Below are 22,078 nucleotides of genomic sequence, written 5' to 3'. Positions count from 1 at the left end.
TACTGGCGCGGCCCTTGCCTTGCCCAGCTGAATTCAAACGTTGAACGGCTGCTTTCGGACGCCGAGTTCAACGAAACGGGAGACCGCAATCGCTGCATGGCAGTCATTTCTCTGCCGCTTGAACTAGGCCGAAAGCTGCGCGCCAAAACACAGCCAGAGCAGTGCCATGGTGGACACCGAACTGAAGCAGATGGATGGGCCATAAAAAAGCGCCGGGCTTTCCCAAACCCGGCGCTCTCATTCCAGCAAACTTTGTCAAGCCAACTTGAACGGCAGCTCGCGTGGCGTCTTGCCCGTGATCTGCGCGATGGCATTGGCAAACGCCGGAGCCAGCGGCGGCAGGCCGGGCTCACCCATGCCCTTCGGTGGGTCGGCGCTGGGAACAATGTGCACGGTTACCTGCGGCATGTCGGTGATGCGGGCCACGGCGTAGTCGCCGAAGTTGCTTTGCTCCACCACACCATCCTTGAGCGTGATGGCGGCACCCGGCAGGCAGGTGCCCAGGCCCATCAGCGCGGCGCCTTGCACCTGAGCTTCGACGCTCTTTGGGTTGACCACCAGGTTGCAGTGAACGCCGGCGGTGATGCTGTGCAGCTTGGGCGTGCCGTCTTTGACGGAGGCCTCAACCACATAGGCCACCACCGATTCAAACGACTCGTGCACCGCCACGCCCCAGGCACGGCCAGCGGCCAGCTTTTTCTTGCCATAGCCCGACTGGGCGACGGCCAGTTGCAGCGCCGCCTTGTGGCGCGGGTGCTTGTCGCCCATCAGGGCCAGGCGGTAGGCCACCGGGTCTTGCTTGGTGGTGCGGGCCACTTCGTCGATCAGGGTCTCCATGGCGTAGGCCGTGTGGGTGGAGCCCACGCTGCGCCACCACAGCACCGGCACGTTCACATCCGGGTGGTGCACCGACAGCTTCATGGGCACGTCGTAGGGCTCTTTCATGCCCTCGATGGCCGTGGCGTCAATGCCGTTCTTGATCATGAAGGCCTCGAACGGCGAGCCCTTGGTGATGGACTGGCCGACGATGGTGTGGTCCCACGCCAGGATCTTGCCCTTGGCGTCAAAGCCGATCTCGGCGCGGTGCACGTGCATGGGGCGGTAGTAGCCGCCCTTGATGTCGTCCTCGCGGCTCCACAATGTGCGCACGGGCGCGGTGATGCCGGCAGTGCGCGCGGCCTTGGCCACGCCGCAGGCCTCCACCACGTAGTCGCTGGTGGGGATGGCGCGGCGGCCAAAGCCGCCACCGGCCATCTGCGTGTTGACCTTGACGTTCTGCGGCTGCAGGCCCAGCGTCTTGGCGGCAGCCATCGCGTCCAGGCCGGGCATTTGGGTGCCCATCCAGAGTTCTGCCTTGTCACCATCCAGCTTCACGGTGCAGTTGAGCGGCTCCATGGGCGCGTGCGCCAGGTACGGGAAGACGAACTCGGCACTGATCTTGTGGGGTGCGCCCGCCAGCGGTGCCATGTCGGCCTGCATGGCCACGTTGCCCGGCTTGGCAGCCAGTTCGCGGTACTGCGCCAGCAGCGCGGTGGTGTCGGGCTTGGTCACCGCGCTGGTGTCCCATTCCACCTTCAGCGCGTCGCGCCCCTGCTTGGCAGGCCAGTAGCCGTCAGCCACGATGGCCACGCCCTCGCCGCCCCGGTCGGTGGGCACGCGCAGCACGGCCTTTACGCCCTTGATGGCTTTGGCGGCGCTGTCGTCCAGCGACTTCACCTTGCCTCCAAACACGGGCGGGCGGGCCACCACGGCCGTCAGCATGCCGGGCAGGCGCACGTCAATGCCGTAGTCCTGCTGGCCGCTCGACTTGGCCTTGGCATCCAGCCGCCCGGTGGGCTTGCCGATCAGGCGGAACTGCTTGGGGTCCTTCAAGGTGACCTTTTCGGGCACGGGTTGCTTCATGGCAGCTTCGGCCAACTGGCCGTAGCCCAGCTTCTTGCCGCCGGGGCCCACGACGAAGCCGTTGCTGGTGCGCAAGGCCGATGCATCCACACCCCACTGGGCCGCCGCCGCCGAAACCAGCATGGCCCGGGTGCGCGCGCCCAGCTCGCGGTACTGGGTGTACGAGTTCTTGATGGAGTTGGAGCCGCCCGTGAGGTGCATGCCGAACGCAGGGTCGGCATAAGCCGGGTTGGCGTCGCCGTGCACGCTGCGCACCTTGCTCCAGTCGGCATCCAGTTCCTCGGCCAGGATCATGGGCAGGCCGGTTTGCACGCCCTGGCCGAAGTCCAGCCGGTTGATGGTGACGGTGACGATGCCATCGGCATCAATGCGCACAAAGGCCGAGGGCTGCTCATGCGGCTTGAGGCCCGCAGGCGCCGCAGCCGCCGCGCCCTGCGCAGCAGACACCAGCGGAAACGCGCCCAGCGCAAAGCCCGAGGCCGCAGACACCTTGAGGAAGGTGCGGCGCGCCACGCCGTCCGACGCGTCGATTGCTCCCGAAGTGATAGCGCCTTGCGCTTTATTCACTAGCGCTTGGAGGTGTTTTGGCATGAAATGCTGTGCCTGGCCCTGCAGGGCGTGGGGTTCGAAGTGCATGGTGGTCTCCTTCAATCAGGCCAGGGTCTTGGCGGCGTCGTGGATGGCGGCGCGGATTCGCACGTAGGTGCCGCAGCGGCACACGTTGCCGGCCATGGCAGCGTCGATGTCGGCATCGGTGGGCTTCTTCTTGCCCTTGAGCAGCGCGGTGGCACTCATGATCTGGCCGCTCTGGCAGTAGCCGCACTGGGCCACGTCGTGCTTCACCCAGGCAGCATGCACGGCCTTGCCCACCTTGTCGTCGGCGGCGATGGCTTCAATGGTGGTGATCTTCTGGCCCGCTGCCGCCGAGATGGGCGTGATGCAGGACCGCACCGGCGCGCCGTTCAGGTGCACGGTGCACGCCCCGCACAACGCCTGGCCGCAGCCAAACTTGGTGCCGGTCATGCCCAGCGTGTCGCGCAGGGCCCAGAGGATGGGGGTGGATTCGTCGGCATCCACGGCCGTGTCTTTGCCGTTGATATTCAGGGTGGGCATCGGGGGACTCCTTGGGGTGAAGGTCAGCGCTCAAAAGCACAGCGCAATCGGTAGGGCGGCGTGGGCAGAGGTTGAGCCGCTTTGTTGTTTTAAGAGAATAACCATTCGATTAAACCGCAAAAGCCAAGTTTTTGCAGCGACCCGGTTCAGGCCTTGATAGCATCCCAGCACAGCCCAAACGCCATCTGATGCACGGCCTCGTCATCGGGCAGCACCTGGGTGCGGATCAGGTTGCCGGTCTCCCGCACCGAGCCCACCAGGCTGGCCGTGAGCAGCGGAATGGGCACGGCCTTGAGGATCTCCTGCTGCTGGCCTTCCTCCATCAGCGCAAAAAAGCCTGCCATCAGCCGGGTCGAAAATTCGCGGTTGCCCTGGGTGAACCAGGGCGAGTTGTAGTACTGCTCCTGGAACACCACTTCGGCGTACTGATCCAGCCGATGGCGCAGCAGGTTGCCCCAGGCGCGGCGCACCCGTGCGCGGTAGGGCATGCCAGGTTCTATGCCGTCCATGATGCGTGCGGCGGTGACGGTTTTGGCGTCCTGGTACAGCTGGCTGATGAGTTCGTCCTTGGACGGGTAGTACACGTACAGCGTGCTCGTGGCCACGCCCGCTGCCCGGGCAATGTCGGCCAGGGTCAGGCCGCTCAGGCCGCGTTGGGCCACCAGTTCAAAGGTGGCCTGGGCAATGGCGCGCTGTTTTTCGTCGTCTTTGGGTTTCATCAGAACCAAGAATATAAGCGAACATAAATTCGACCACTGCCAAAGCTGGTGCGCATGATTACGGCGCCCTGCCCTAACGCAAAGCGCCATGGCACGAGGGATGCACAATCGTGGCCATGACCACGAACTCCATCGCCGACCTCCGCAAGAGCTACGAGCGCGCCGAACTCAACGAAGACGCCTCGCACGCCGCCCCTCTGCAGCAGTTTGACCAGTGGCTCAAGGAAGCCATCAGCGCCGAAGTGCCCGAGCCCAACGCCATGACCCTGGCCACCGTGGGCAGCGACCTGCGGCCCAGCACGCGCATCGTGCTCATCAAGGGCTATGACAAGCGGGGCATCGTCTGGTTCACCAACTACGACAGCCGCAAGGGCCGCCAGATTGGCGGCAACCCCTACGCTGCACTGCAGTTCCACTGGGTGGAGCTGGAGCGTGTGGTGCGCATCGAAGGCGTGGTGGAGAAAGTCAGCGACGAAGAAAGCGACGAGTACTTCCACAGCCGCCCGCTCGACTCCCGCATCGGCGCCTGGGCCAGCCCGCAAAGCCAGGTCATTGCAGGACGCAGCGTGCTGGTGGCCAATGCGGCCAAGTACGGTGCGCAATTCATGCTGAAACCGCCCCGCCCACCGCACTGGGGCGGCTACCGCCTCAAGCCCGACCAGTGGGAGTTCTGGCAGGGGCGCAAGAGCCGGCTGCATGACCGGCTGCGCTACCGGCTGGACGCGGGCGAATGGGTGCGGGAGCGGCTGGCGCCCTGACCTGAACCTGGGCCCTGGGCCGCTGGCTCAGCCCGCGACCCACCGCGTGACCGCCAAAATCACCACCGGCATGGTCACCAACCCCATGGCGGTGGACACCGCCACGCTGGCCGTCACCTCTTCCTCTGCCACGCGGTAGCGCTGCGAGAACAAAAACACGTTGGCCCCGACGGGCAGCGATGCCGCCACGATCATCACGGCCAGCGGCATGCCCGACAGGCCCAGCGCCCAGCCCATGCTGGCCAGCACCAGCGGGTGCACCACACATTTCACCAGCGCAATGCGCAGCGCGGCCTTGAACTGGTGGCCGACCTTGGTGAATGCCAGCGTCACCCCCACCAGCAACAGCGCAATCGGCCCCAGCGCCTGGCCCAGCAGTTGCAGGGGCTTGCCCACCACCTCGGGCACCACCAGCCCGGTCTGCGCAAACAGCAGGCCCGCAATGATGGGCAGCGGCACGGGGTGCACGATGCCGTTGCGAATGGCCTGCAGCACCGTGCGCCACATGGGCTGCTGCACCCCGCCCGGGCGCCCGGCATGTTCGCGCGCGGCCGCCAGCTCGAAAACCACCGTGGCCGCAGTCAGCAGGATGAGCGAGTGCACCGAGATCAGGGTGAACAGCGTGACCAGCCCTGCCTCGCCAAACACCAGGCCCACCAGCGGCACGCCGATCATCAGCGTGTTGCTGAAGGTGTTAGCCAGCGCCCGCGCGGCGCCCAGCGTGTTGAAGCCCTGCACCGCCAACGAGGCCGCATACACCACACCAAACGCCACAAAGTAGATGCCCACGGGGCCGAAGTTGAGGTCTTCCAGGTGCACCGTGCTCATGGTGCGAAACAGCAGCGCAGGCGTGAGCACCATGAACACGAGGTTGGCCAGGTCCTTGACGGACTCGGCACGTATCCAGCCGCGCCGCCCCACATAAAAGCCGATGGCAATGAACAGGATGACAGGGATCAGCGAGGTGAAGACAGGAGAGTTCACGGAGAAAAGCGCGCCAGGTCGGCAAGGGTGGGCGCCGATTGTCTCCCATGATCTCTGCCGACTCTGCGTGGTGCGTCTGCTGCATCCCGATAAGTTGCTATATTTTCAATAGCTGTCAGCGCATATTCCAGTAACGTTTGGCGCCGATTTCTTTCAAATCCCTTGGTCTGCGTCCGCTGGGGGCGTATCCGCTGCGGCGCCCGGCGCGTCTGCCGACACCAGGGCCAGCAGCCCTTGCAGCCCCTCCACCCGGTGGTCGGCCAGGGGCCAGGGTTCGACACCCGGCCGCACGGTCTGGACGGTGGTGGCTCCCAGCGCGCGCCCGGCCGCCAGCTCGGACAAGGGGTTATCGCCCACCACCAGCATCTGGCGGGGCGTGCAACCCTCCCGGGCCAGGATCTGTTCAAAGAGGGCCTGCTTGCCATGTCCCGCACCGGTGGGTGGCGCGTCAATTGCGTCGATGAGCACCTGCTCGAACCAGGGCCGGATTCCCAGCGCATCGATCTTGCTGTCCTGCAGGCGCCGAAAGCCGCTGGTGACCAGGTAGCGCCGCAACGGAATGCGGGGCAGCAGGTCGATGTCGGCATAGCCTTGCAGCGGTGCTGTGGCTTCCATCTGGCTGAAACGTTCCCATCCGGCCGCGCGCATGGCCGGCGTGAAACGGTGGCGCTCAGCTACCAGGTCGAACGCGGTGAACCAGCAGGCCTGCAGCGCCTGGTCCAGGGCCTGCGGGCTCAGTGCGCCTTGGTTGGCTTGCCGCACAGCCTCGAACGCGGGTTCGAACAAGGGGCCCACCGCCCGCGCATCCATCAGGCAGTTGTCCAGGTCAAAAACAGCAACGGTGTAGTCCAGAGGCATGGCTCAACAAAAAAGGGTTAACAAAACGGTGTGGCGCATGCAGGGCAAACGCGGCACGCCTTTGAACAGGTTCTTATCCGGCCACCACGGATACGCCGTGGTCTGCCAGCGTCAGGCTGACCGGGGCGCCCACATCCAGCGGCAACTCCACCAGGGGCGACACCACAAAAATGGCGCCCAGGGCGCTGGCAAACGTGTATTCCATGACGCTGCCCAGGTAGGTGCAGCGGATGACCCGCGCGGCCAGGCCCGCCGATGTGGCCGGGCCAATCACCCAGGCCTCCGGGCGCACGGCGATCTTGACCGGGCCTGTGGGCAGTGCGGCGGGTGATGGCACGCGCAGCGGGCCCAGCTGCGCATACCCGGTGGCTGCGGCGCTGCCCGGGCTGGGCGCGTGGTTCTGGGCCGCGAACAGCATGGCCTCGCCCATGAAGCCGGCCACAAACTCGGACGTGGGTTGCTCGTACAGCGCGCTGGGCACGCCGCTTTGGGCGATGGCGCCCCGGTCCATCACCACGATCTGGTCACTGACGGCCAGGGCCTCGGACTGGTCGTGGGTGACATAGGCCACGGTGAGCTTCAGGCGCTGTTGTAGGGCCCGGATTTCCTCGCGCATGGAACGGCGCAGGCGGGCGTCCAGGTTGGACAGGGGTTCATCAAACAGCAGCACGGCGGGCTCCAGCGCCAGCGCGCGGGCCAGGGCCACACGCTGCTGCTGCCCGCCCGACAACTCGTGCGGCCTGCGCTGGTCCAGACCGTGCAGGCCCACAGTGTCGAGCATGGCACGCGCCTTGTCGCGCACCTGCTGTTTGCCCAGGCCCGACAAATGCAGGCCGTAGACCACGTTGTCGATGACGTTCATGTGCGGAAACAGCGCGTAGTTCTGGAACACCAGGCTCACGTTGCGCTGCGCCGGGCCGAGGGGGGTGACATCCTGCCCGTCGATGAAGATGCGGCCCGAGGTGGGCGATTCGAGCCCAGCAATCAGGCGCAGCGTGGTGGTCTTGCCGCAGCCCGATGGCCCGAGGATGGTGGTGAGCGTGCCGCGTGGCACGCTGAAGCTGATGTGGTCCACCACCAGCGGAGCGCCTGGCGACGAGCCGTACCGCTTGCTGACATCCCGGAACTCGATGCCATGCACGGCAGGTGTCTCGGAGGGGGGCGTCACGGGCATCTCATTCTTCCCAGGCCACCACGGCATCCACGCCGATGACCTGCCCCGCATCCATGCGGTTGAACAGCGTGACCTGCGCGCCCATCGCCTCGGCAATCTGCCGGCAGATGGACAACCCCAGCCCCACCCCACCCTGCCCGGCCGAAAACGGCTGGAACAATCGCTGCCGCACAGCGTCGTCGATGCCGGGGCCCTCGTCCCACACCAGCACTTCGCGCCGCCCCGTGCTGTCGCGCAGCAGCACCCCCAGACGCCCATGGGTGGGCGTGTGGTGAATGGCGTTGGCCAGCAGGTTGCGCATCAGCTCGCCCAGCAGCGCCGCGTCGCCGGGTGCCCACAGCGTGTCAGGGCCCTCCAGCGCAAAGTCGAGCCGCTTGGCCGCAATCAGGGGGGCCAGCTCCATCACGGCCTCGCGGGCAATCGCGTTCAGGTCTACGCTGGGCAGCTCGCCCATGCGCTTGAGCTGCTCCACCTTACTCAGGCTGAGCAACTGGTTGGCGAGGCCCGAGGCGCGGTCCACGGTATGCAGCATCTGCTGCAGCGCATCGCCCACCAGCATGTCGCCTGCCATGGCGGCCTGCAGCTGGGTGCGCAGCACGGCCATGGGGGTGCGCAGCTGGTGGGTGGCATCGGCCAGAAAGCGCCGCTGCTCCTCGATCCAGCGGCTCTGGCTGTGTTGCAGCTCGGCAAAATGCTGCACGGCGGGCGCGAGTTCTGACGGGCCTTCGTAGATGCGGTCTGCCGTGCCCGCAGCGTCGGTGCTCAGCGGCCGCATCAGCGATGCATCCGCATGCCGCAGCCATCCCGACGCTGCCCGTGTCAGCAGCACCGCCACGGCGGTCATGGCCAGTGCCAGCAGAAGCACCCACCACAGGCCCGAGCCGCCGCCCAGCAGGCTGCGCGCGCCGGGCAGGCGCTCGCCCAGCGGGCGTGCCACCTGGCGCACCACGGGCGCAGCCACGGCGTGCCCCTCCTTCGCCACGGTGGGCTGGTACAGGGTCACGGCCACCCGCACCAGCCGGTCGCCCACCTGCGCCAGGTAGAAGTGCACGGCCCCAGGGTCACTCACCGCCTCGGTAGGGGGCACACGCGGCAAGTCAGCGCTGCCCGCCAGGCGTTCGCCGTCCAGATTGCTCTCGCGGTGCCAGACGCCGGGCGCTGGCTGGGCAGACAACGATGGAGCCGGGTCTACCGATAGATCTGCAGGCCAATGCGCCAGCGCCTGGCGCAGGGCCTCGTCCTGTGCGGCGGCGTCCTGCTGCGCCTGGTAGGCCCATTGCACCGCGCAGATCACGGCCACCAACGCCCACAGCGGCACCAGCCAGCCCACCAGCAGCCACCGCTGCAACGAGCCGCCACGCGGCCTCCAGGGCCGCTGCTGCCACCACCACAGCGTCACCGGGCCACCCCGCCTTTGTCGGATTTTTCGGCTTTGTCCGTCTTGTGGGCGGCCATGCTGTCGGCGTCGCACAGCAGGTAACCCACGCCGCGCAAGGTCACGATCTCGGCGTTGGTGCCCACCAGCTTCTTGCGCAGCCGGTGCACCACCACTTCCACCGCGTCGGCTTGCACCTGCTCGTCCGTGTTGGCAAAAACCTGGGTGCGCAGCTCTTCCTTGCTGACCACCCGGTCCACGCGCGACATCAGCAGTCGCAGTAGCTCGGACTCTCGCTGCGACAGCTCCAGCGGCAAGGCGTCGTTGTAGAACACGCCGCTGCCCGGCTCGCGGTACAGCGCCCCGCAGCGCAACTGCCCGTCGCGTCCCACGCGGCGCGTGAGGGCTCGCAGCCGCGCCACCAGTTCGTCCAGGTCAAACGGCTTGGCCAGGTAGTCATCGGCCCCGGCCTCCAGCCCTGCCACCCGGTCCGTGACGGCCGCACGGGCCGTCAACGCCAGCACTGGCGTGGTGCTGCCGCCATCGCGCAGGCGCCGCAGCACCTCCAGCCCATCCAGGCCCGGCAGCGACAGGTCGAGCGTGATCACGTCAAACGCGGTGCGCCGCGCGGCCGCCAGGGCCTCCTTGCCATCGGCACAGCACAACACCTCGAACCCACGCGCCACCAGGCTGCGGCTCAGGGCCCCGGCCAGATCAAAATCGTCCTCGACCAACAGCAGTTTCATCCCCCGATCATGCCGCCTGCGGCAGACCCGGGCCACTGTGCTTCTACGGACAGGCGATGAAAGGGAAGCGAAAGGCGGGTTCGTCCTTCTGCGGCGGGCCGCTGTACAGTGAGGCCCAGCCTTCTGGAATCCGCCGCCATGAGATCACTTTTGACCCAGCCCGCGCCGTCAGGCACTTGCCGAAAGACCTTGCAACTGCTGGCAGCTGCACTGGCCCTGTGCGCGGTGCTGCCCGCCCAAGCCTCGCAGTCCTTGCGCTGCAATGGTTCGCTGGTGGGCAAGGGAGACTCTCCGGTGACCCTGCTGCAGAAATGCGGTGACCCCATCTACCGCCAGGGCGTGTGCGTTTCCATGCTGCAGCTGGGTTGGGTGGTGACACCCTACCGCCCCGGCAGCCCCGCAGCGGTGCTGGCCAACCAGTGCGTGCCCATGGAAGAGTGGACGTACGACCGTGGGCCAGGCACCTTCCTGGGGGTGGTTCGCATCTACAACGGCACCATCGAATCCGTGCGCGACGGCGACCGCAGCCGGTAGTGGGGGCCGCTGGCCCTCCTAGCTGTTTGAACAGGTTCTTAAATGCGCTGGAGGGCGGTCAACCCTCAAGAAGTCGCAGCGATGACGATGCTGGATTCGTCAAAAACCGCCGTGGCCTGCTGGCCCGTTCGAACCTTGACTCCTGCAGCAGCAAAGCCCACCAGCTGGATGCCGCTGGGCAGCTGCAGTACCACCTCCGGGGCAGCGCCCCGGGCCACGCTCCGCACCACCCCGGCCATGGCATTGCCTGTGAGACTGGACGGGTCTGGGACCACCTGAACCGCTGTCGCCTTGCACAGCGCCAGCACACCCAGCCCGGCCTTCAAACCCAACAACTGTGCACTGACCCGGGTGATGGAAGCGTGCAGCGCCTGCCCATCCGCCAGCAGCAGCTGCACACGTACCTGCCCGCCCACGGCCCGCACCTTGCCCACGGTGCAAGGAAACTGGTTGCGCATGCTGGTGCGCAAAGCCAGTGCGGCCCGGCCGGTCGCTGCGTCGTCGTCGCTGTGCAGTCGGCTCAGCACCTGCAGGCGCGCGGCGGCCAGCGCGTGGGCGGCTTGCAGCACCCGCTGGCCGGCCGGGGTCAGTGCAGCCCCGCCGCCGCCGGTGCCGCCCACCACTTTCTCCACCAGTGGCACGCCGGCCAGGTTGGTCAGCGTCTCCAGCGCCTGCCAGGCGGCCTTGTAGCTCACGCCCGCACCCCGCGCCGCCTCGGAAATGGAGCCCACCTCGCCGATGCGGTGCAGGATGTCGATGCGTTTGTCCGTGGCCTCGTGGCCCAGCACATCGGCCAGTGGCAGGGAAGAATTGCTCATGCGGGCATGTTAACTGCGCAGTGCCGGCGTTTGCGGTACCGCTGTTCATCAGTGGAATAGCGAAGCAGCGGCCATGCTACAGTCCCGCTATTCCAATGAAGAATAGCGAGGTTGTTGTGAAGCGTTTCCTGTTGTCCCTGGCTGCATGCTTGACGGTGGCGGTTTCGGCCCATGCGGGCGAGGTGTCGGTGGCCGTGGCGGCCAACTTCACGGCCCCGATGCAAAAAATTGCCCGCCTGTTCGAGCAGGACACCGGCCACAAGGCCACGCTGGCTTTTGGCTCCACCGGGCGGTTCTATGCGCAGATCAAGAACGGCGCGCCGTTTGACGTGCTGCTGTCCGCCGACGACGAAACCCCGGCCAAGCTCGCCAAGGAAGGCCTGGCGGTCGATGCCAGCCGCTTTACCTACGCCATTGGCAAGCTGGCCCTGTGGAGCAAGCAGCCCGGCCTGGTGGATGCGCAGGGCCAGGTGCTCAAATCCGGCACCTTCGACAAGATCGCGGTAGCCGACCCCAAGCTCGCCCCCTACGGTGCTGCCGCAGTGGAAGTGATGACCCATCTGGGCGTGCTGAACACCCTGCGGCCCAAGTTTGTGCAGGGCGAGAACATTGCCCAGACCCACCAGTTCGTCGCCACCCAGAATGCCCAGCTCGGTTTTGTCGCCCTGTCGCAGGTGATGGCCGATGGCCGCCTGGTGGAGGGCTCGGTGTGGGCAGTGCCTGCAACGCTCTACTCCCCTTTGCGCCAGGACGCCGTGCTGCTCAACAAGGGCCAGGGCAACGCCGCGGCGGCCGCGTTGCTGCAATACCTCAAGGGTGACAAGGCGCAGGCGGTGATCCGTGGCTATGGCTACGAGCACTGAGATACTCACACCCATCCCCGCCACCGCCGTTTTCCTCCATGCCCCTGGGCCCTGAAGCACTGCAAGCCGTCTGGCTGACCCTGCAGCTCGCCACCCTCACCACCCTCGTACTGCTGCTGATCGCCACGCCACTGGCGTGGTGGCTGTCGCAAACGCAGTCCTGGTGGAAGGGGCCGGTGGGCGCCTTTGTGACCCTGCCGCTGGTGTTGCCTCCCTCGGTGCTTGGCTTTTACCTGCTGGTGGCCATGGGGCCCGCCGGGCCGCTGGGGCAGTTCACACAGGCCATGGGCTGGGGCCTGCTTTCGTTCACTTTTACGGGGTTGGTGATTGGCTCGGTGGTGTTTTCGATGCCATTTGCGGTGCAGCCGCTGCAGCATGCCTTCGAATCGATGGGCCGCCGCCCGATGGAGGTGGCTGCCACACTGCGGGCCAGCCCGCTGGATGCGTTTTTCACGGTAGCGCTGCCGCAGGCCCGCACCGGCCTGCTCACCGCAGCCATCCTGAGTTTTGCCCACACGGTGGGCGAGTTTGGCGTGGTGCTGATGATCGGCGGCAACATCCCGGGCAAGACGCGGGTGGTCTCCACCCAGATCTACGGCCATGTGGAAGCCATGGAATACGCCCAGGCGCACTGGCTGGCGGGCGGCATGGTGCTGTTCTCGTTCGTGGTGCTGTTGTGTCTGGCGCTGCTCAAGAACCGTGGCTCGCGGGTGCTGCCATGAGTGCGCCCGGCGACCTGTGCATCCGGCTCGCGCTGCCGCGTGCCGACTTTGAACTGAATGTGGACTTGCACCTGCCCGGTAGCGGTATCACGGTGTTGTTCGGCACATCGGGCTCGGGCAAAACCAGCGTGCTGCGCTGTGTGGCGGGGCTGGAGCGCGCACGCCCTGGCCTGGTGGCCGTGGCCGGCGAGGTGTGGCAAGACGATGCTGCCCAGGTGTTTCTGCCCACGCACCAGCGGGCGCTGGGCTATGTGTTCCAGGAGGCCAGCTTGTTCGAGCACCTCAACGTGCTGGGCAACCTGCGGTATGGCCTGAATCGCGCCCGGTCTGCGCAGGCCGAGGCCACGCTGCAGGCCGCCATCGAGCTGCTGGGCATCGGCCGCCTGCTGCAGCGCCGGCCGGGCCAGCTGTCGGGCGGCGAGCGCCAGCGGGTGGCCATTGCCCGCGCCCTGGCAACCTCGCCCCGCCTGCTGCTGCTGGACGAACCCATGGCCGCCCTTGACCTGGCGCGGCGCCAGGAAATCATGCCCTGGCTGGAGCGCCTGCGCGATGAGCTGCACATTCCCATGCTGTATGTCACGCACTCTGCCGACGAACTGGCGCGGCTGGCCGACCACCTGGTAGTGCTGGACGGAGGCCGGGTGAAGGCCGCCGGGCCGGTGGACCAGGTGCTGTCGTCCGTACAACTGCCGGTGGTGCTGGGCGACGACGCGGGCGCACTGCTGCGCGGCCAGGTGCTGGAGCGGGACACGGCCTGGCATCTGGCGCGCGTGGGCTTTGCAGGTGGCGCCATGTGGTTGCGCGACAGCGGCCTGCCCGTGGGCCAGTCGGTGCGGCTGCGGGTGCTGGCCCGCGATGTGAGCCTGACGGTGCAGGAGCCCATGCAGACCAGCATCCAGAACCACCTGCCCTGCGTGATCGACTCCATAGCGCCCGACGCACACCCTTCGCAGGCGCTGGTGCGGCTGCGCTGTGGCGAGTCATTTTTGCTGGCGCGGGTCACCCACCGGTCCCTGCACGCGCTGGGCGTGGCACCCGGCAGCACGGTGTGGGCCCAGGTCAAATCGGTGGCGATTGTTCCTTGAGCCAGCCGCTTGCGGCCCTGCAGCCCGAATCAGCACGCCCTCGCTAGGCGTGGCCACGACGCCTTATTGGGTCACGCACACGCCCAATGACTGACTTTTGGCCCGGTACATGGCAGTGTCTGCCGCGCGCAGGTAGTCGTCGACGGTTGCAAGCCTGGATGCGCTGCTGACCAACCCGATACTCGCGCCACTGATCACGGTGTGTTCGCCAATCACATAGGGCGCAGCAAGCGCGGCCGCGATCTGCTGGGCGCGTTGGCTGGCTTCAGCGAGATCAATCGACTCCAACAGCACATTGAACTCGTCGCCACTCATGCGCGCGACCAGATCCACCGCTCGCACGCAGGATTCGAGCCGCCGCGCCACCTGCTGCAGTAGCTGGTCTCCCACATGGTGTCCGTAGCAGTCGTTGACCGCCTTGAACCCGTTGAGGTCCAGCAGCAGCACGGCGAACATCGTGGCTCCACCGCGCGTCGGTACGCCATCACCGTTCTCCGCCTCAATCTGGTGCAGCGCGATCAGTTGCGCAAGGCGGTCGTGGAACAGCGGCCGGCCGGGCAAGTTGGTCAGCGCGTCGTAGGAGCTGCCGCGCTCGGCCAGATCGCTCAACGAGCCTGCCATGCGCACCGCAACGCCCTCTTCGAACTCGGCGAGTCCGCGCCAATTGACCCATACCAGCCGTCCCGCTCCGTGGAACGCGCGGAAGTCCACCGAAAAATTCGCGCTGCTTCCGGACAGGTGCCTGCGGTAGGCCTCCTGTACGCGGGCGCGATCCTCGCGGTCGATGAGTTGCTCCAGAAAGCGCCAGCCGCCCTCATACACATGATCGCGGTTACCCAGCCCGACGATCTGGAGAAAGCGCCCCGACACATGCAGGGTGTCCGTGCGCAAGTCCCAATACCAGATGCCGTCATTGGACCCGCGGGTCGCCAGCGAATAGCGGTTTTCGGAGCGCAGCAACTCAAGCTCGGTGTTCTTCTCCTGGGTAACGTCGATCATCAGGCCGATCATGCGGTTCGGCCGGCCCGGCTCGACCACTGCGCGGCACAGATCTCGCACCCAGACGACCTTGCCCGACTTGGCAATCAGCCGGTAGCTCATCTCGTAGGCATGGCTGTATGTGGCGTTGTAGGCCGCATCGTCGATGCACAGGGCCTCCTCCAGATCATCGGGATGCACATGCGCCCGCCAGAAGCCCGGGTCGGCCCGCCACTCCTCGACGGAGTAGCCGAACAAGCGTTCGACCTGCGGGCTCAGAAAGGTGTTGCCCACGCCGATTTCAGCTTCCCACACCACGCCGTCAATGGTTTCCAGCAAGCGCAGAAAGCGCTGGCGCACCTCCACCAGCACCTGCTCGGTGACCTCGGTGATCTCGATCAGGACACCCTGGCGGCTGATCACCCGCTCCGCCGCATCTGTCTCGGGGTGGAACTGCAGACGCACCCAGCGGTAGTCCGCGTCGGCGAAGCGCAAGCGGAACACCGGCATGCCCGAGCGCATGGTGCCGATGTCGTCGGGATGCACGAACTCCAGCAAAGACCGGCCGAGCGCGGCCTCCACTGGATGGCCGGTGAGCTTGTGCCACGCCGGGTTCAGATAAGTGATCTCCCACAGCGCATCGGTCTGCACCACCGCTTCAGGGAGCAGTTGCAGCAGGTTCGCGGATGGCGTGGGAGTGGTGGGCATGCAGGGATATCGCAAAACGGGTCAGATACATGCAGGGCCGCGTTGAGCAAGTCCTTGGTGTGTCGCGCAGCCCGGCTTTGGGTTACCCGCTGCGGTGCCAATCCTATTCCAGAATCGGGCGTGCGCGATCACGATGACCACAGCAGCGTCGCCTTCACTGATCGAACCCAGTTCTCCTTGGCTTCGATAGTTTGGGGCTTGGCCGCGTGCAAGCCAGCAACAACCTCCACCGCCGCTGGCTCACTCACTCACTCACATCGCAACGGCATCGCCCGTCAGAACGCCACCTTCACCCCCAGCGTGATGTTGCGGCCCATCAGCGGCGCAGCGGTCTTGATGAACGAGGTGTGTACATAGGCCAGGCGGTCCGTCGGGTTGTTGGCCTTCAGGTACACCTGCCAGGGCGTGCCGCTGCTGAACTGGCCGTTGTAGCTCACGCCCAGGTTCAGCATGCCGTAGCCGGGCGTGGCGGTTTCAAAGTCGGCCACGCGGTTCTGGCGGGCCACCTGCACCCATTCCACCTGCCCTTCCCACGCCTGCCAGTTGGCGTCCAGCCGCACTCCGGCGCGGGTGGCCGGGATGCGCGGCAGCAGGCCGCCACCGTCCAGCTTGGCGCGCACGGTGTCGCCAAACAGCGTGATGCCCAGATTGCGCGTGAGGCGCTGACGCACCTGGCCTTCAATGCCGGTGAAGGTGGCGTCGGCCTGGCTGTACTGCAGCAGCTGCAGCCCATCCAGCTCGTCCAGGGTGCGGCCGTAGATGTAGTTGTTGATGCGGTTGCGGAACACGCTCACGCCAAAGGTGGTGTCGCCACTCGTCTTCTTCAGGCTCACATCGATGTTCTGCGAGATTTCGGAGCGCAGGTCGGCATTGCCGCGTTCGTAAGTGCTGGTGGCCATGTGCAGGCCCTGGGCGTACAGCTCTTCGGCCGACGGGGCGCGGCTGGCGCGGGTGAACGATGTGCCCACCTGGTAGCCGGGCGTGAACTTCCACACCGCGCCCAGCGATGCCGACGTGCCGTTGTGGCTGCGCTCGATGCCGCTGGTCTGGGCCTCGGCCGTCTGGCGGTCGTGGCGCAGGGCGGCTTCAAAGCGCCAGTCGTTCCAGCGGTATTCCTCCAACACGAAGAGGCCTGTCTTGCGGGTCACGGTGGGCTGCACATAGGCCTCCTCGCCCTCGGCGCTGAACTTGCGCTGCGAGGTCTGCAGGCCGATCACGCCCTTGAAGCCGCCGATGGGCTCGTGCTGCAGTTCCACGCGCGTGTCGTAGGCCTTGTTCTTGAAGGTCGTGCTGATGGCACCGTCTTCGACCTCGTCATGTTTGTAATCGGTGACACCCGCCCGCAGCCGCAGGGCCGAGAAGCCCGCAAACGGGTTGCGCAGCTCGCCCCTGACATCAAAGCGTTCGCTGCGCAAGTCCACCACCGGCACATCGCCTGCCGCAGCATCATGGTCGTGGTCATGGCCGTCGGCTTCGTCGTCTGCATGGGCGCCGCAATGCAGGTGGTCGCCATGGGTGTGGCAGCCGTCAAAGCTGTGGTTGTGGCCAGGCAGGCCATATTTGGCGGTCTGGCGGGTGTAAGCGGCCCCCAGGTAGCCCTGGTCGCCCACCCACGACAGGCCCACGCTGCCAGTGTCGGTGCGGTTGAAGCTGCCCAGCACCTTGCTGCCGCCCGACCAGCCCTTGCCCACGCGGTAGTCGCCCACATCCCGCGCCACACCCTCAACATGCACGGCCAAGTTGCCCGCGCCACCAGTCAGCGAAAAGGCCCCTGCACCTTCGCCCGCCACCGAGTTGGCGCGCAGCTCGGCACTGCCTTCGTAGCCCTTTTGCGGAATGGCGGTGGGCACCTTGCCGTCCAGCACGTTGACCACGCCGCCCACGGCGCCGTTGCCATAGACCAGGGCAGAGGGGCCGCGCAGCACCTCGATCTGCGTGGCCAGCAGCGGCTCGGACACCACGGCGTGGTCGGGGCTGATGGTGGAGGCGTCGTGCAGCTCGGCGCCATCGCTCAGCACCTTGACGCGCGGGCCGTCCATGCCGCGGATGATGGGGCGGCTGGCACCCGCGCCAAAGTGGCTGCTGGTGATGCCGGGCTCGCTGTTCAGCGTTTCGCCCAGCGTGGCCTCGCGGCGCCGCACCAGTTCATCGCCTTCCAGCACGGTGGCGGGGGTGGTCATGTCGCTGGCGCCCAGTTGCAGGCCGCTGGCCGACACGGTGACAGGGGGCAGGCTGGGTGCGGCATCCGCTGCCGCAGCGGGCGCCAGTGCGCTCTGTGCATAGGTAGCAACGCTGGTGCCCGACAGCGCCAGCAGGGTTGCCAAGGCCACGGGGTGGAGGGCCGGACGTGCGCGGCGGGAAGTAAATCGGTGGGTAGAAAAGGTGTGGGTCATGGTGGTGGCCTGCAACAAGGCATGCGCGGCGCTGGCTGTGCCAACGCGCCTGCGCATGCCGACCCGCGCCCCGGGCGCGAGTTGATGAATAAAACCGCTGCAAGCGCAAGTGAAATATGCGCCTGTAGCTATGAAAACAGGAGTAATGATGGACGCGCCGTGGTACGGCCGCTGGCAGCCGCCAGCTCAACCTGCGTATTGCGGCCTGCAGACCGCGCCCCGCGCCAGCAGGCACAACACCGCCGCGTTGCCCTGCAAGGCACACAGCGGGTACGCCGACTGAGAAGGTGGGGCTGGAGGTGCGCTGCGCGTCAGGCGACCGGCGGGCCGCGCGCGTGGAACAGCGCAATGTGGGGTGTGCTCGCCCGCCCTGCCACGCGCACGGCGGGCGGCAGTGGCGCATCAGCCGCATGCAGCGCCAGCGGGGCGGCATGCAATGCGTCGCCCAGCGCCAGCTGGTCGAGCAACAGGCAGTCCACCGGCGCGTGGTGGGCCAGCAGATACGGCAGCCACAGACTGTGGCCAGGTGCAGCAGCAGGTTGCGCCGTGGCGTTAGGGCTCCATGCCTGCTGCCCGGGCAGCGACGACGGCGCGGCCAGCAGCCCGGCATGGGCCTGGTCCAGCGCGCCCCCGTGCACCACCTGGTGCAGCCGCCCCAGCGTGGGCACAACCACCAGGGCCAGCAGCAGCCACGCCAACGCCACGCGCCGCACCACCGCGCTGCGCAGGGCGGCAGACGGCAGGTACGGGGGACGAAGAAGCGAGCGGGTCACGTCAGGAACGAAAGGGAAAAGGATTGCGGCAGAAGCGGCAGCGCCAAAAGCCGTGGATTATTTCACCGGCACCGCGTCCACCACGCGGTAGTACAGGCCATAGGGGTCATTGGGCAGCACGGTGAACTTGCCCTCCACCACCACGGGCTCCAGCGAATAGCGCACGGGCGTCTTGGCCTTGACCTCGACCATGCTCTCCGGCCCGCCCGGTGTGCAGAACGAGCAGGTCAGCGGCACGGAGGTAAGGATGAAGTGCGTCTGCGTCGGCTTGGCGTCCAGCGGCACCATGAAGCCCTGGATGCGCTGCGTGGTCTTGTCCATGCCCTTCTGGGCGTCGTTGAACACGGGCAGGATGCCGTCCTTGGTGGTTTTCTTGCTCAGGTCGGTCAGCACCGACCAGGGCACCACATCGTTGCGCTGCGGCAGCGGCGCAATCGGGCTGTTGGGGCTGTGATACCCCGCGCCCGACCCCGCAGGCACCGCAGTGCCCGCGCCCGCAGGCAGGGGCGACGACAGCACCGGTGCTGCGGCCGCGCCTTCTTTGGCGCGCTCAAAAGCGCCCGGCGCGGGCTTGGTGGCACCGCCTTGCAGCGCATGTGCACCGCCTGCCACTGCCAACGCGGCGGCAATACAAGCCAGGCGAGCCATCTGGCCGGTGACGGGCAAGGGGTTCAAGGTGCAGGACATGGCGGGGACTCCGGGCGAACAAGCTTCAAAACAAACAGGCGCTCAGTGCGCGTGCTTCATGCCGCAGTATTTTCCGATGGCCAGGTTCCGGCACGCAGCCTGCAAATCTTTCTGGCACTGGTCGTGGCTTTTGCCGGACTCCAGGCACTTGGCAGCCGCCTCGTGCGCGGCAGCCATGGCACGGTGGCGGGCGATGTCTTCCTGGGTGTCCTTGTCGTTGTGGGCTTGGGCGTGGGCCAGTGCACCAACGAGGAGCATGGGGGCCAGGGCGAGCGCGGAGATGAGGTGCTTCATGGTGGGTCCTTCCAGGTGATTCAGAGAACTGGGTCAAACAAAAACGGGGGTGTTCAACGGGACGGTCATGGCTGGCTGAGCAAGTCGGCCACATCGGTCCGGTAGGCCTGCATGGCCGGCAGCAGCGCGGCCAGCGCCGCCACGCCTGCAGCCAGCAGCGGCACACCGGCTTCGGCGGGCAGCCAGATCCAGCCTGTCACCGGCAGCAACCCTTGCGCCTGCAAAGCCCAACCCATGGCCTGCGCCAGCCCGTGGCCCAGCAGCAGCCCCAGCATGGACGCGAGCGCGGCCAGCCACAGCGCCTCCCACAGCACCAACCCTGCCACGCGGCCCGGCGGCGCACCCAGCATGCGCAGCATGGCCAGGTCAGCGCGGCGCTCGCGCACGGCATTCCACAAGGCGATGAACACACTGAGCGCGGCCACGGCCAGCAGCACGCCGCCAAAGGCACGCAGCACGTCGGCGCCCACGCCCAGCAAGCGCAGCAGGCGCGTGACTTCGATGGCGGGAGCGGCCGCCTGCATCGATGTGCCGCCGTTAATCAGGCGCGGCAACGTGATGGCGGCCATGGGCGTCCGGTAGCGCACCAGGGCCACGGTCACCTCGCGCTCCTCCTTCAGGATTTCCAGGTCTTCGGCATCGTTGGCCGTGGCGGTCTCGTGCACCATCCAGACGGATTCGGTGCTGGTCAGGATCAGGCGGTCCAGCACACAGCCGCAAGGCGCGAGCACGCCGCTCACGCGGTAGGGGTGGTCACCATGGGCATGCCCTCCTCCACCCAAGCCGTGGCTGCCGATGAAGGTGGCGCCGACCAGCGGCGCGCCTCGGTGGCTGGCTTGGACAATGCCGCGCGCCACGCTGGCGCCCAGCACCGCGTCCATGGGCTGCTGCCACAGCGCGCCTTCGGCCAGCGTGGCCTCGTAGTGCGCCACGTAGTCTGGCGTGGTGCCCACAATGCGAAAGCCCTGGTAGCTGTCGCCCAGGCTGAGCGGGATCACCTGTGCCACCAGCGGGTTCTTTTTCAGCGCCTGCACCTCTTGCAGCGGGATGTTGCCCGTGGGCACGTCGATGTGGAACACGCCCGCCAGGATGAGTTGCAGCGGGCTGCCCTTGGCGCCCACCACCAGGTCGATGCCTGCAAGGTCGCGCTCGAACGCCTTGTCGAGCTGCGTAGCCACCAGCAGCACCAGCGTGATGGCGGCCAGGCCCAGCGTGAGCACCAGCAGGTTGAGCACGGCCGCCAGCGGGCGGGACCAGAGGTAGCGCCAGGACAGGCGGGCGAGCTTGAATACTCCTGAATTCATAGCTGCTCAGGCATATTCAACCGGCGCTCCGTGCCGATTTCATTCAAATTGAGGGTCTGGACACCCGCCAGGGCGGACACCACACGCTGGTCATGCGTGGCAATCACCAGGCTGGCATCGCAGGCTTCGGCGCTGTGCTGCAGCAGGGCCAGCGCATCGGCCGCCGCCTCATCGTCCAGGCTGGCCGTGGGCTCATCGGCCAGCAGCACTTGCGGCGCCAGAAGGACGGCCCGCGCCAGTGCCACGCGCTGCGCTTGCCCGCCCGAAAGCTGGTGCGGCCTGCGCTCGGCCAGTTCGGCCACTCCCACTTGGTTGAGTGCGCGGTGGATGGCCGCATCGTCGCGCGGCAGCCCGGCCGCAAAGTAAGCCAGCGCCAAGTTGTCGGCCACGGTGAGAGCGCTGCTGAGGTACAGCTTCTGCGGCAAAAAGCCGATGTTGCGGGCGCGCCAAGCATCGATCTCCGCCCCGCGCTGCGTGCCCAGCTGGGTGCCCGCCACAAACAGGTCGCCCCCGCTGGCACCGCGCAGCCCCGCCATCAGGGCCAGCCAGGTGGATTTGCCGGTGCCCGAGCGCCCGCGCAGCAGCAGCGTGCCGCCCTGGCGCAGGTCCACATCCGGAAACCGCAGCGGCGCCGCACCGCCTGCGGCATAGGTGTAGGAAAGCCCCCGGGTGCGGATCATGCGGCGGCACCCTCGGCCGGGTGCGCACAGTCGGCACAGCGTCCGTGCACGGCAACGTCTACCGCCAGACTCTCATGCCCTGCGGTGGCCAGCGCCTGCAGCACCTGCTGGAGGGCCTTTTGCACCTTGGCCGAACCCTGCGAAAGGCGGAACTGGCGATGGCAGTCGTCACATTCAAAGCGCGGTGCGGCGCCCTCCTCCCCCTGCGGGGCCAGCGCATACCGCGTCACGCGGGCGGCATCCACCTGCTTGTGCAGCAGCCCGGCGGCGGCAAAACGGTCGAGCATGCGGTAGACGGTGACTTTGTTGACGGCAACGCCCGCTGCAGCTAAGGCAGCCTCGACCTCGGGCTCGGACAGGGCCGCGTCAGGCCGTGCCGCGTACACCGCCGCCAACGCCCGCGTGGCGCGGGTGGCACGCATGCCGGATGGCAGCGACCAAGGCTGGAGACGTTGAGGAGACGGGAGGGACATGGGTGGTGCGGGTGAATTGCGCATAACGCAAGCGGGTTGCATTATGCCCGCCCAAAGCCTCATTCCGTGCGAACTTACCCACCCACCCATCGGTGAACCCAGAGATCAAGACCCGGACGCCGCAGCGCTGGCGGCTA

Annotated in this window: 22 protein-coding genes; 5 read left to right on the top strand and 17 right to left on the bottom strand. The window is 67.0% G+C overall.

What is annotated here, in order from left to right:
• Positions 1 to 255: 255 nt before the first annotated feature.
• The 3 genes from ASD94_RS15565 to ASD94_RS15555 all read right to left on the bottom strand — a co-directional run bounded on the left by ASD94_RS15565 (position 256) and on the right by ASD94_RS15555 (position 3,734).
• Positions 256 to 2,538 (bottom strand): xanthine dehydrogenase family protein molybdopterin-binding subunit, encoded by a 2,283-nt coding sequence (locus ASD94_RS15565; RefSeq protein ID WP_056644533.1) that lies wholly within the window; start codon positions 2,536 to 2,538, stop codon positions 256 to 258.
• Between the two features lie 15 nt (positions 2,539 to 2,553).
• Complete coding sequence (locus tag ASD94_RS15560) at positions 2,554 to 3,015, bottom strand: (2Fe-2S)-binding protein (RefSeq protein ID WP_015014100.1); 462 nt, start codon at positions 3,013 to 3,015, stop codon at positions 2,554 to 2,556.
• Between the two features lie 146 nt (positions 3,016 to 3,161).
• Positions 3,162 to 3,734 carry a TetR/AcrR family transcriptional regulator gene (locus tag ASD94_RS15555; protein ID WP_015014099.1) on the bottom strand — a complete coding sequence of 191 codons (573 nt, stop codon included), beginning with the start codon at positions 3,732 to 3,734 and terminating at the stop codon, positions 3,162 to 3,164.
• 116 nt (positions 3,735 to 3,850) lie between these two features.
• On the opposite strand from ASD94_RS15555, the gene pdxH reads away from it, so the two are divergent.
• Positions 3,851 to 4,492, top strand: coding sequence for a pyridoxamine 5'-phosphate oxidase (pdxH, locus tag ASD94_RS15550; protein WP_056644529.1), 642 nt, complete (start codon positions 3,851 to 3,853; stop codon positions 4,490 to 4,492).
• Positions 4,493 to 4,519: 27 nt separating this feature from the next.
• On the opposite strand, the gene ASD94_RS15545 is transcribed toward pdxH, so the two are convergent.
• From ASD94_RS15545 to ASD94_RS15525, 5 genes are all read right to left on the bottom strand, one after another.
• Positions 4,520 to 5,476, bottom strand: coding sequence for an AEC family transporter (locus ASD94_RS15545; protein WP_056644526.1), 957 nt, complete (start codon positions 5,474 to 5,476; stop codon positions 4,520 to 4,522).
• A gap of 153 nt (positions 5,477 to 5,629) precedes the next feature.
• Positions 5,630 to 6,334 carry an HAD family hydrolase gene (locus ASD94_RS15540; protein ID WP_056644522.1) on the bottom strand — a complete coding sequence of 235 codons (705 nt, stop codon included), beginning with the start codon at positions 6,332 to 6,334 and terminating at the stop codon, positions 5,630 to 5,632.
• Between the two features lie 73 nt (positions 6,335 to 6,407).
• Entirely contained in the window at positions 6,408 to 7,508 is a 1,101-nt protein-coding gene (locus ASD94_RS15535; RefSeq protein ID WP_082576895.1) for an ABC transporter ATP-binding protein, read from the bottom strand.
• Position 7,509: 1 nt separating this feature from the next.
• Complete coding sequence (locus ASD94_RS15530) at positions 7,510 to 8,907, bottom strand: ATP-binding protein (protein WP_056644520.1); 1,398 nt, start codon at positions 8,905 to 8,907, stop codon at positions 7,510 to 7,512.
• The gene (locus ASD94_RS15525; RefSeq protein ID WP_056644518.1) at positions 8,904 to 9,629 is read right to left on the bottom strand and encodes a response regulator transcription factor; all 726 of its coding nucleotides are present in this window, start codon (positions 9,627 to 9,629) and stop codon (positions 8,904 to 8,906) included. Before ASD94_RS15525 ends, ASD94_RS15530 begins: the two co-directional genes overlap by 4 nt.
• Before the next feature lie 138 nt (positions 9,630 to 9,767).
• Between ASD94_RS15525 and ASD94_RS15520 the strand changes: the two genes are divergently transcribed.
• Positions 9,768 to 10,163 carry a DUF2845 domain-containing protein gene (locus ASD94_RS15520; protein WP_235510683.1) on the top strand — a complete coding sequence of 132 codons (396 nt, stop codon included), beginning with the start codon at positions 9,768 to 9,770 and terminating at the stop codon, positions 10,161 to 10,163.
• A 65-nt stretch (positions 10,164 to 10,228) separates the two neighbouring features.
• On the opposite strand, the gene ASD94_RS15515 is transcribed toward ASD94_RS15520, so the two are convergent.
• Positions 10,229 to 10,981 carry a TOBE domain-containing protein gene (locus ASD94_RS15515; RefSeq protein ID WP_056644514.1) on the bottom strand — a complete coding sequence of 251 codons (753 nt, stop codon included), beginning with the start codon at positions 10,979 to 10,981 and terminating at the stop codon, positions 10,229 to 10,231.
• Positions 10,982 to 11,076: 95 nt separating this feature from the next.
• On the opposite strand from ASD94_RS15515, the gene modA reads away from it, so the two are divergent.
• The 3 genes from modA to modC are packed head-to-tail and all read left to right on the top strand — an operon-like array spanning position 11,077 to position 13,651.
• A complete protein-coding gene (gene modA, locus ASD94_RS15510; RefSeq protein WP_056644512.1) occupies positions 11,077 to 11,844 on the top strand; it encodes a molybdate ABC transporter substrate-binding protein in 768 nt (255 codons plus the stop codon).
• Positions 11,845 to 11,882: 38 nt separating this feature from the next.
• Positions 11,883 to 12,566 (top strand): molybdate ABC transporter permease subunit, encoded by a 684-nt coding sequence (modB, locus tag ASD94_RS15505; RefSeq protein WP_056644509.1) that lies wholly within the window; start codon positions 11,883 to 11,885, stop codon positions 12,564 to 12,566.
• Complete coding sequence (gene modC / locus ASD94_RS15500) at positions 12,563 to 13,651, top strand: molybdenum ABC transporter ATP-binding protein (protein WP_056644506.1); 1,089 nt, start codon at positions 12,563 to 12,565, stop codon at positions 13,649 to 13,651. The genes modB and modC overlap by 4 nt, the downstream gene beginning before the upstream one ends.
• Positions 13,652 to 13,714: 63 nt before the next feature.
• On the opposite strand, the gene ASD94_RS15495 is transcribed toward modC, so the two are convergent.
• The 8 genes from ASD94_RS15495 to ASD94_RS15460 all read right to left on the bottom strand — a co-directional run bounded on the left by ASD94_RS15495 (position 13,715) and on the right by ASD94_RS15460 (position 21,890).
• Positions 13,715 to 15,337 carry a sensor domain-containing diguanylate cyclase gene (locus ASD94_RS15495; protein WP_056644503.1) on the bottom strand — a complete coding sequence of 541 codons (1,623 nt, stop codon included), beginning with the start codon at positions 15,335 to 15,337 and terminating at the stop codon, positions 13,715 to 13,717.
• 275 nt (positions 15,338 to 15,612) lie between these two features.
• The gene (locus ASD94_RS15490) at positions 15,613 to 17,730 is read right to left on the bottom strand and encodes a TonB-dependent receptor domain-containing protein (protein WP_056645070.1); all 2,118 of its coding nucleotides are present in this window, start codon (positions 17,728 to 17,730) and stop codon (positions 15,613 to 15,615) included.
• Positions 17,731 to 18,041: 311 nt separating this feature from the next.
• Positions 18,042 to 18,503, bottom strand: a complete 462-nt coding sequence (locus ASD94_RS15485; RefSeq protein WP_082576894.1) for a hypothetical protein — start codon at positions 18,501 to 18,503, stop codon at positions 18,042 to 18,044.
• 57 nt (positions 18,504 to 18,560) lie between these two features.
• On the bottom strand, positions 18,561 to 19,190 hold the full coding sequence (locus tag ASD94_RS15480) for a DUF3299 domain-containing protein (RefSeq protein ID WP_056644500.1): 630 nt from the start codon (positions 19,188 to 19,190) through the stop codon (positions 18,561 to 18,563).
• 42 nt (positions 19,191 to 19,232) lie between these two features.
• Positions 19,233 to 19,484 (bottom strand): hypothetical protein, encoded by a 252-nt coding sequence (locus tag ASD94_RS15475; RefSeq protein ID WP_056644497.1) that lies wholly within the window; start codon positions 19,482 to 19,484, stop codon positions 19,233 to 19,235.
• A gap of 65 nt (positions 19,485 to 19,549) precedes the next feature.
• Positions 19,550 to 20,788, bottom strand: a complete 1,239-nt coding sequence (locus tag ASD94_RS15470; RefSeq protein WP_056644494.1) for an FtsX-like permease family protein — start codon at positions 20,786 to 20,788, stop codon at positions 19,550 to 19,552.
• Positions 20,785 to 21,468, bottom strand: a complete 684-nt coding sequence (locus tag ASD94_RS15465; protein ID WP_056644491.1) for an ABC transporter ATP-binding protein — start codon at positions 21,466 to 21,468, stop codon at positions 20,785 to 20,787. Before ASD94_RS15465 ends, ASD94_RS15470 begins: the two co-directional genes overlap by 4 nt.
• Positions 21,465 to 21,890 (bottom strand): Fur family transcriptional regulator, encoded by a 426-nt coding sequence (locus ASD94_RS15460; RefSeq protein ID WP_056644488.1) that lies wholly within the window; start codon positions 21,888 to 21,890, stop codon positions 21,465 to 21,467. Before ASD94_RS15460 ends, ASD94_RS15465 begins: the two co-directional genes overlap by 4 nt.
• Positions 21,891 to 22,078 lie beyond the last annotated feature (188 nt).

This window comes from Acidovorax sp. Root70 (assembly GCF_001428225.1).
Classification (GTDB): Bacteria; Pseudomonadota; Gammaproteobacteria; order Burkholderiales; family Burkholderiaceae_C; genus Acidovorax.
The sequence above is the reverse complement of the archived record's forward strand: the minus strand, read 5'-3'. Positions and strand labels throughout refer to the sequence as shown.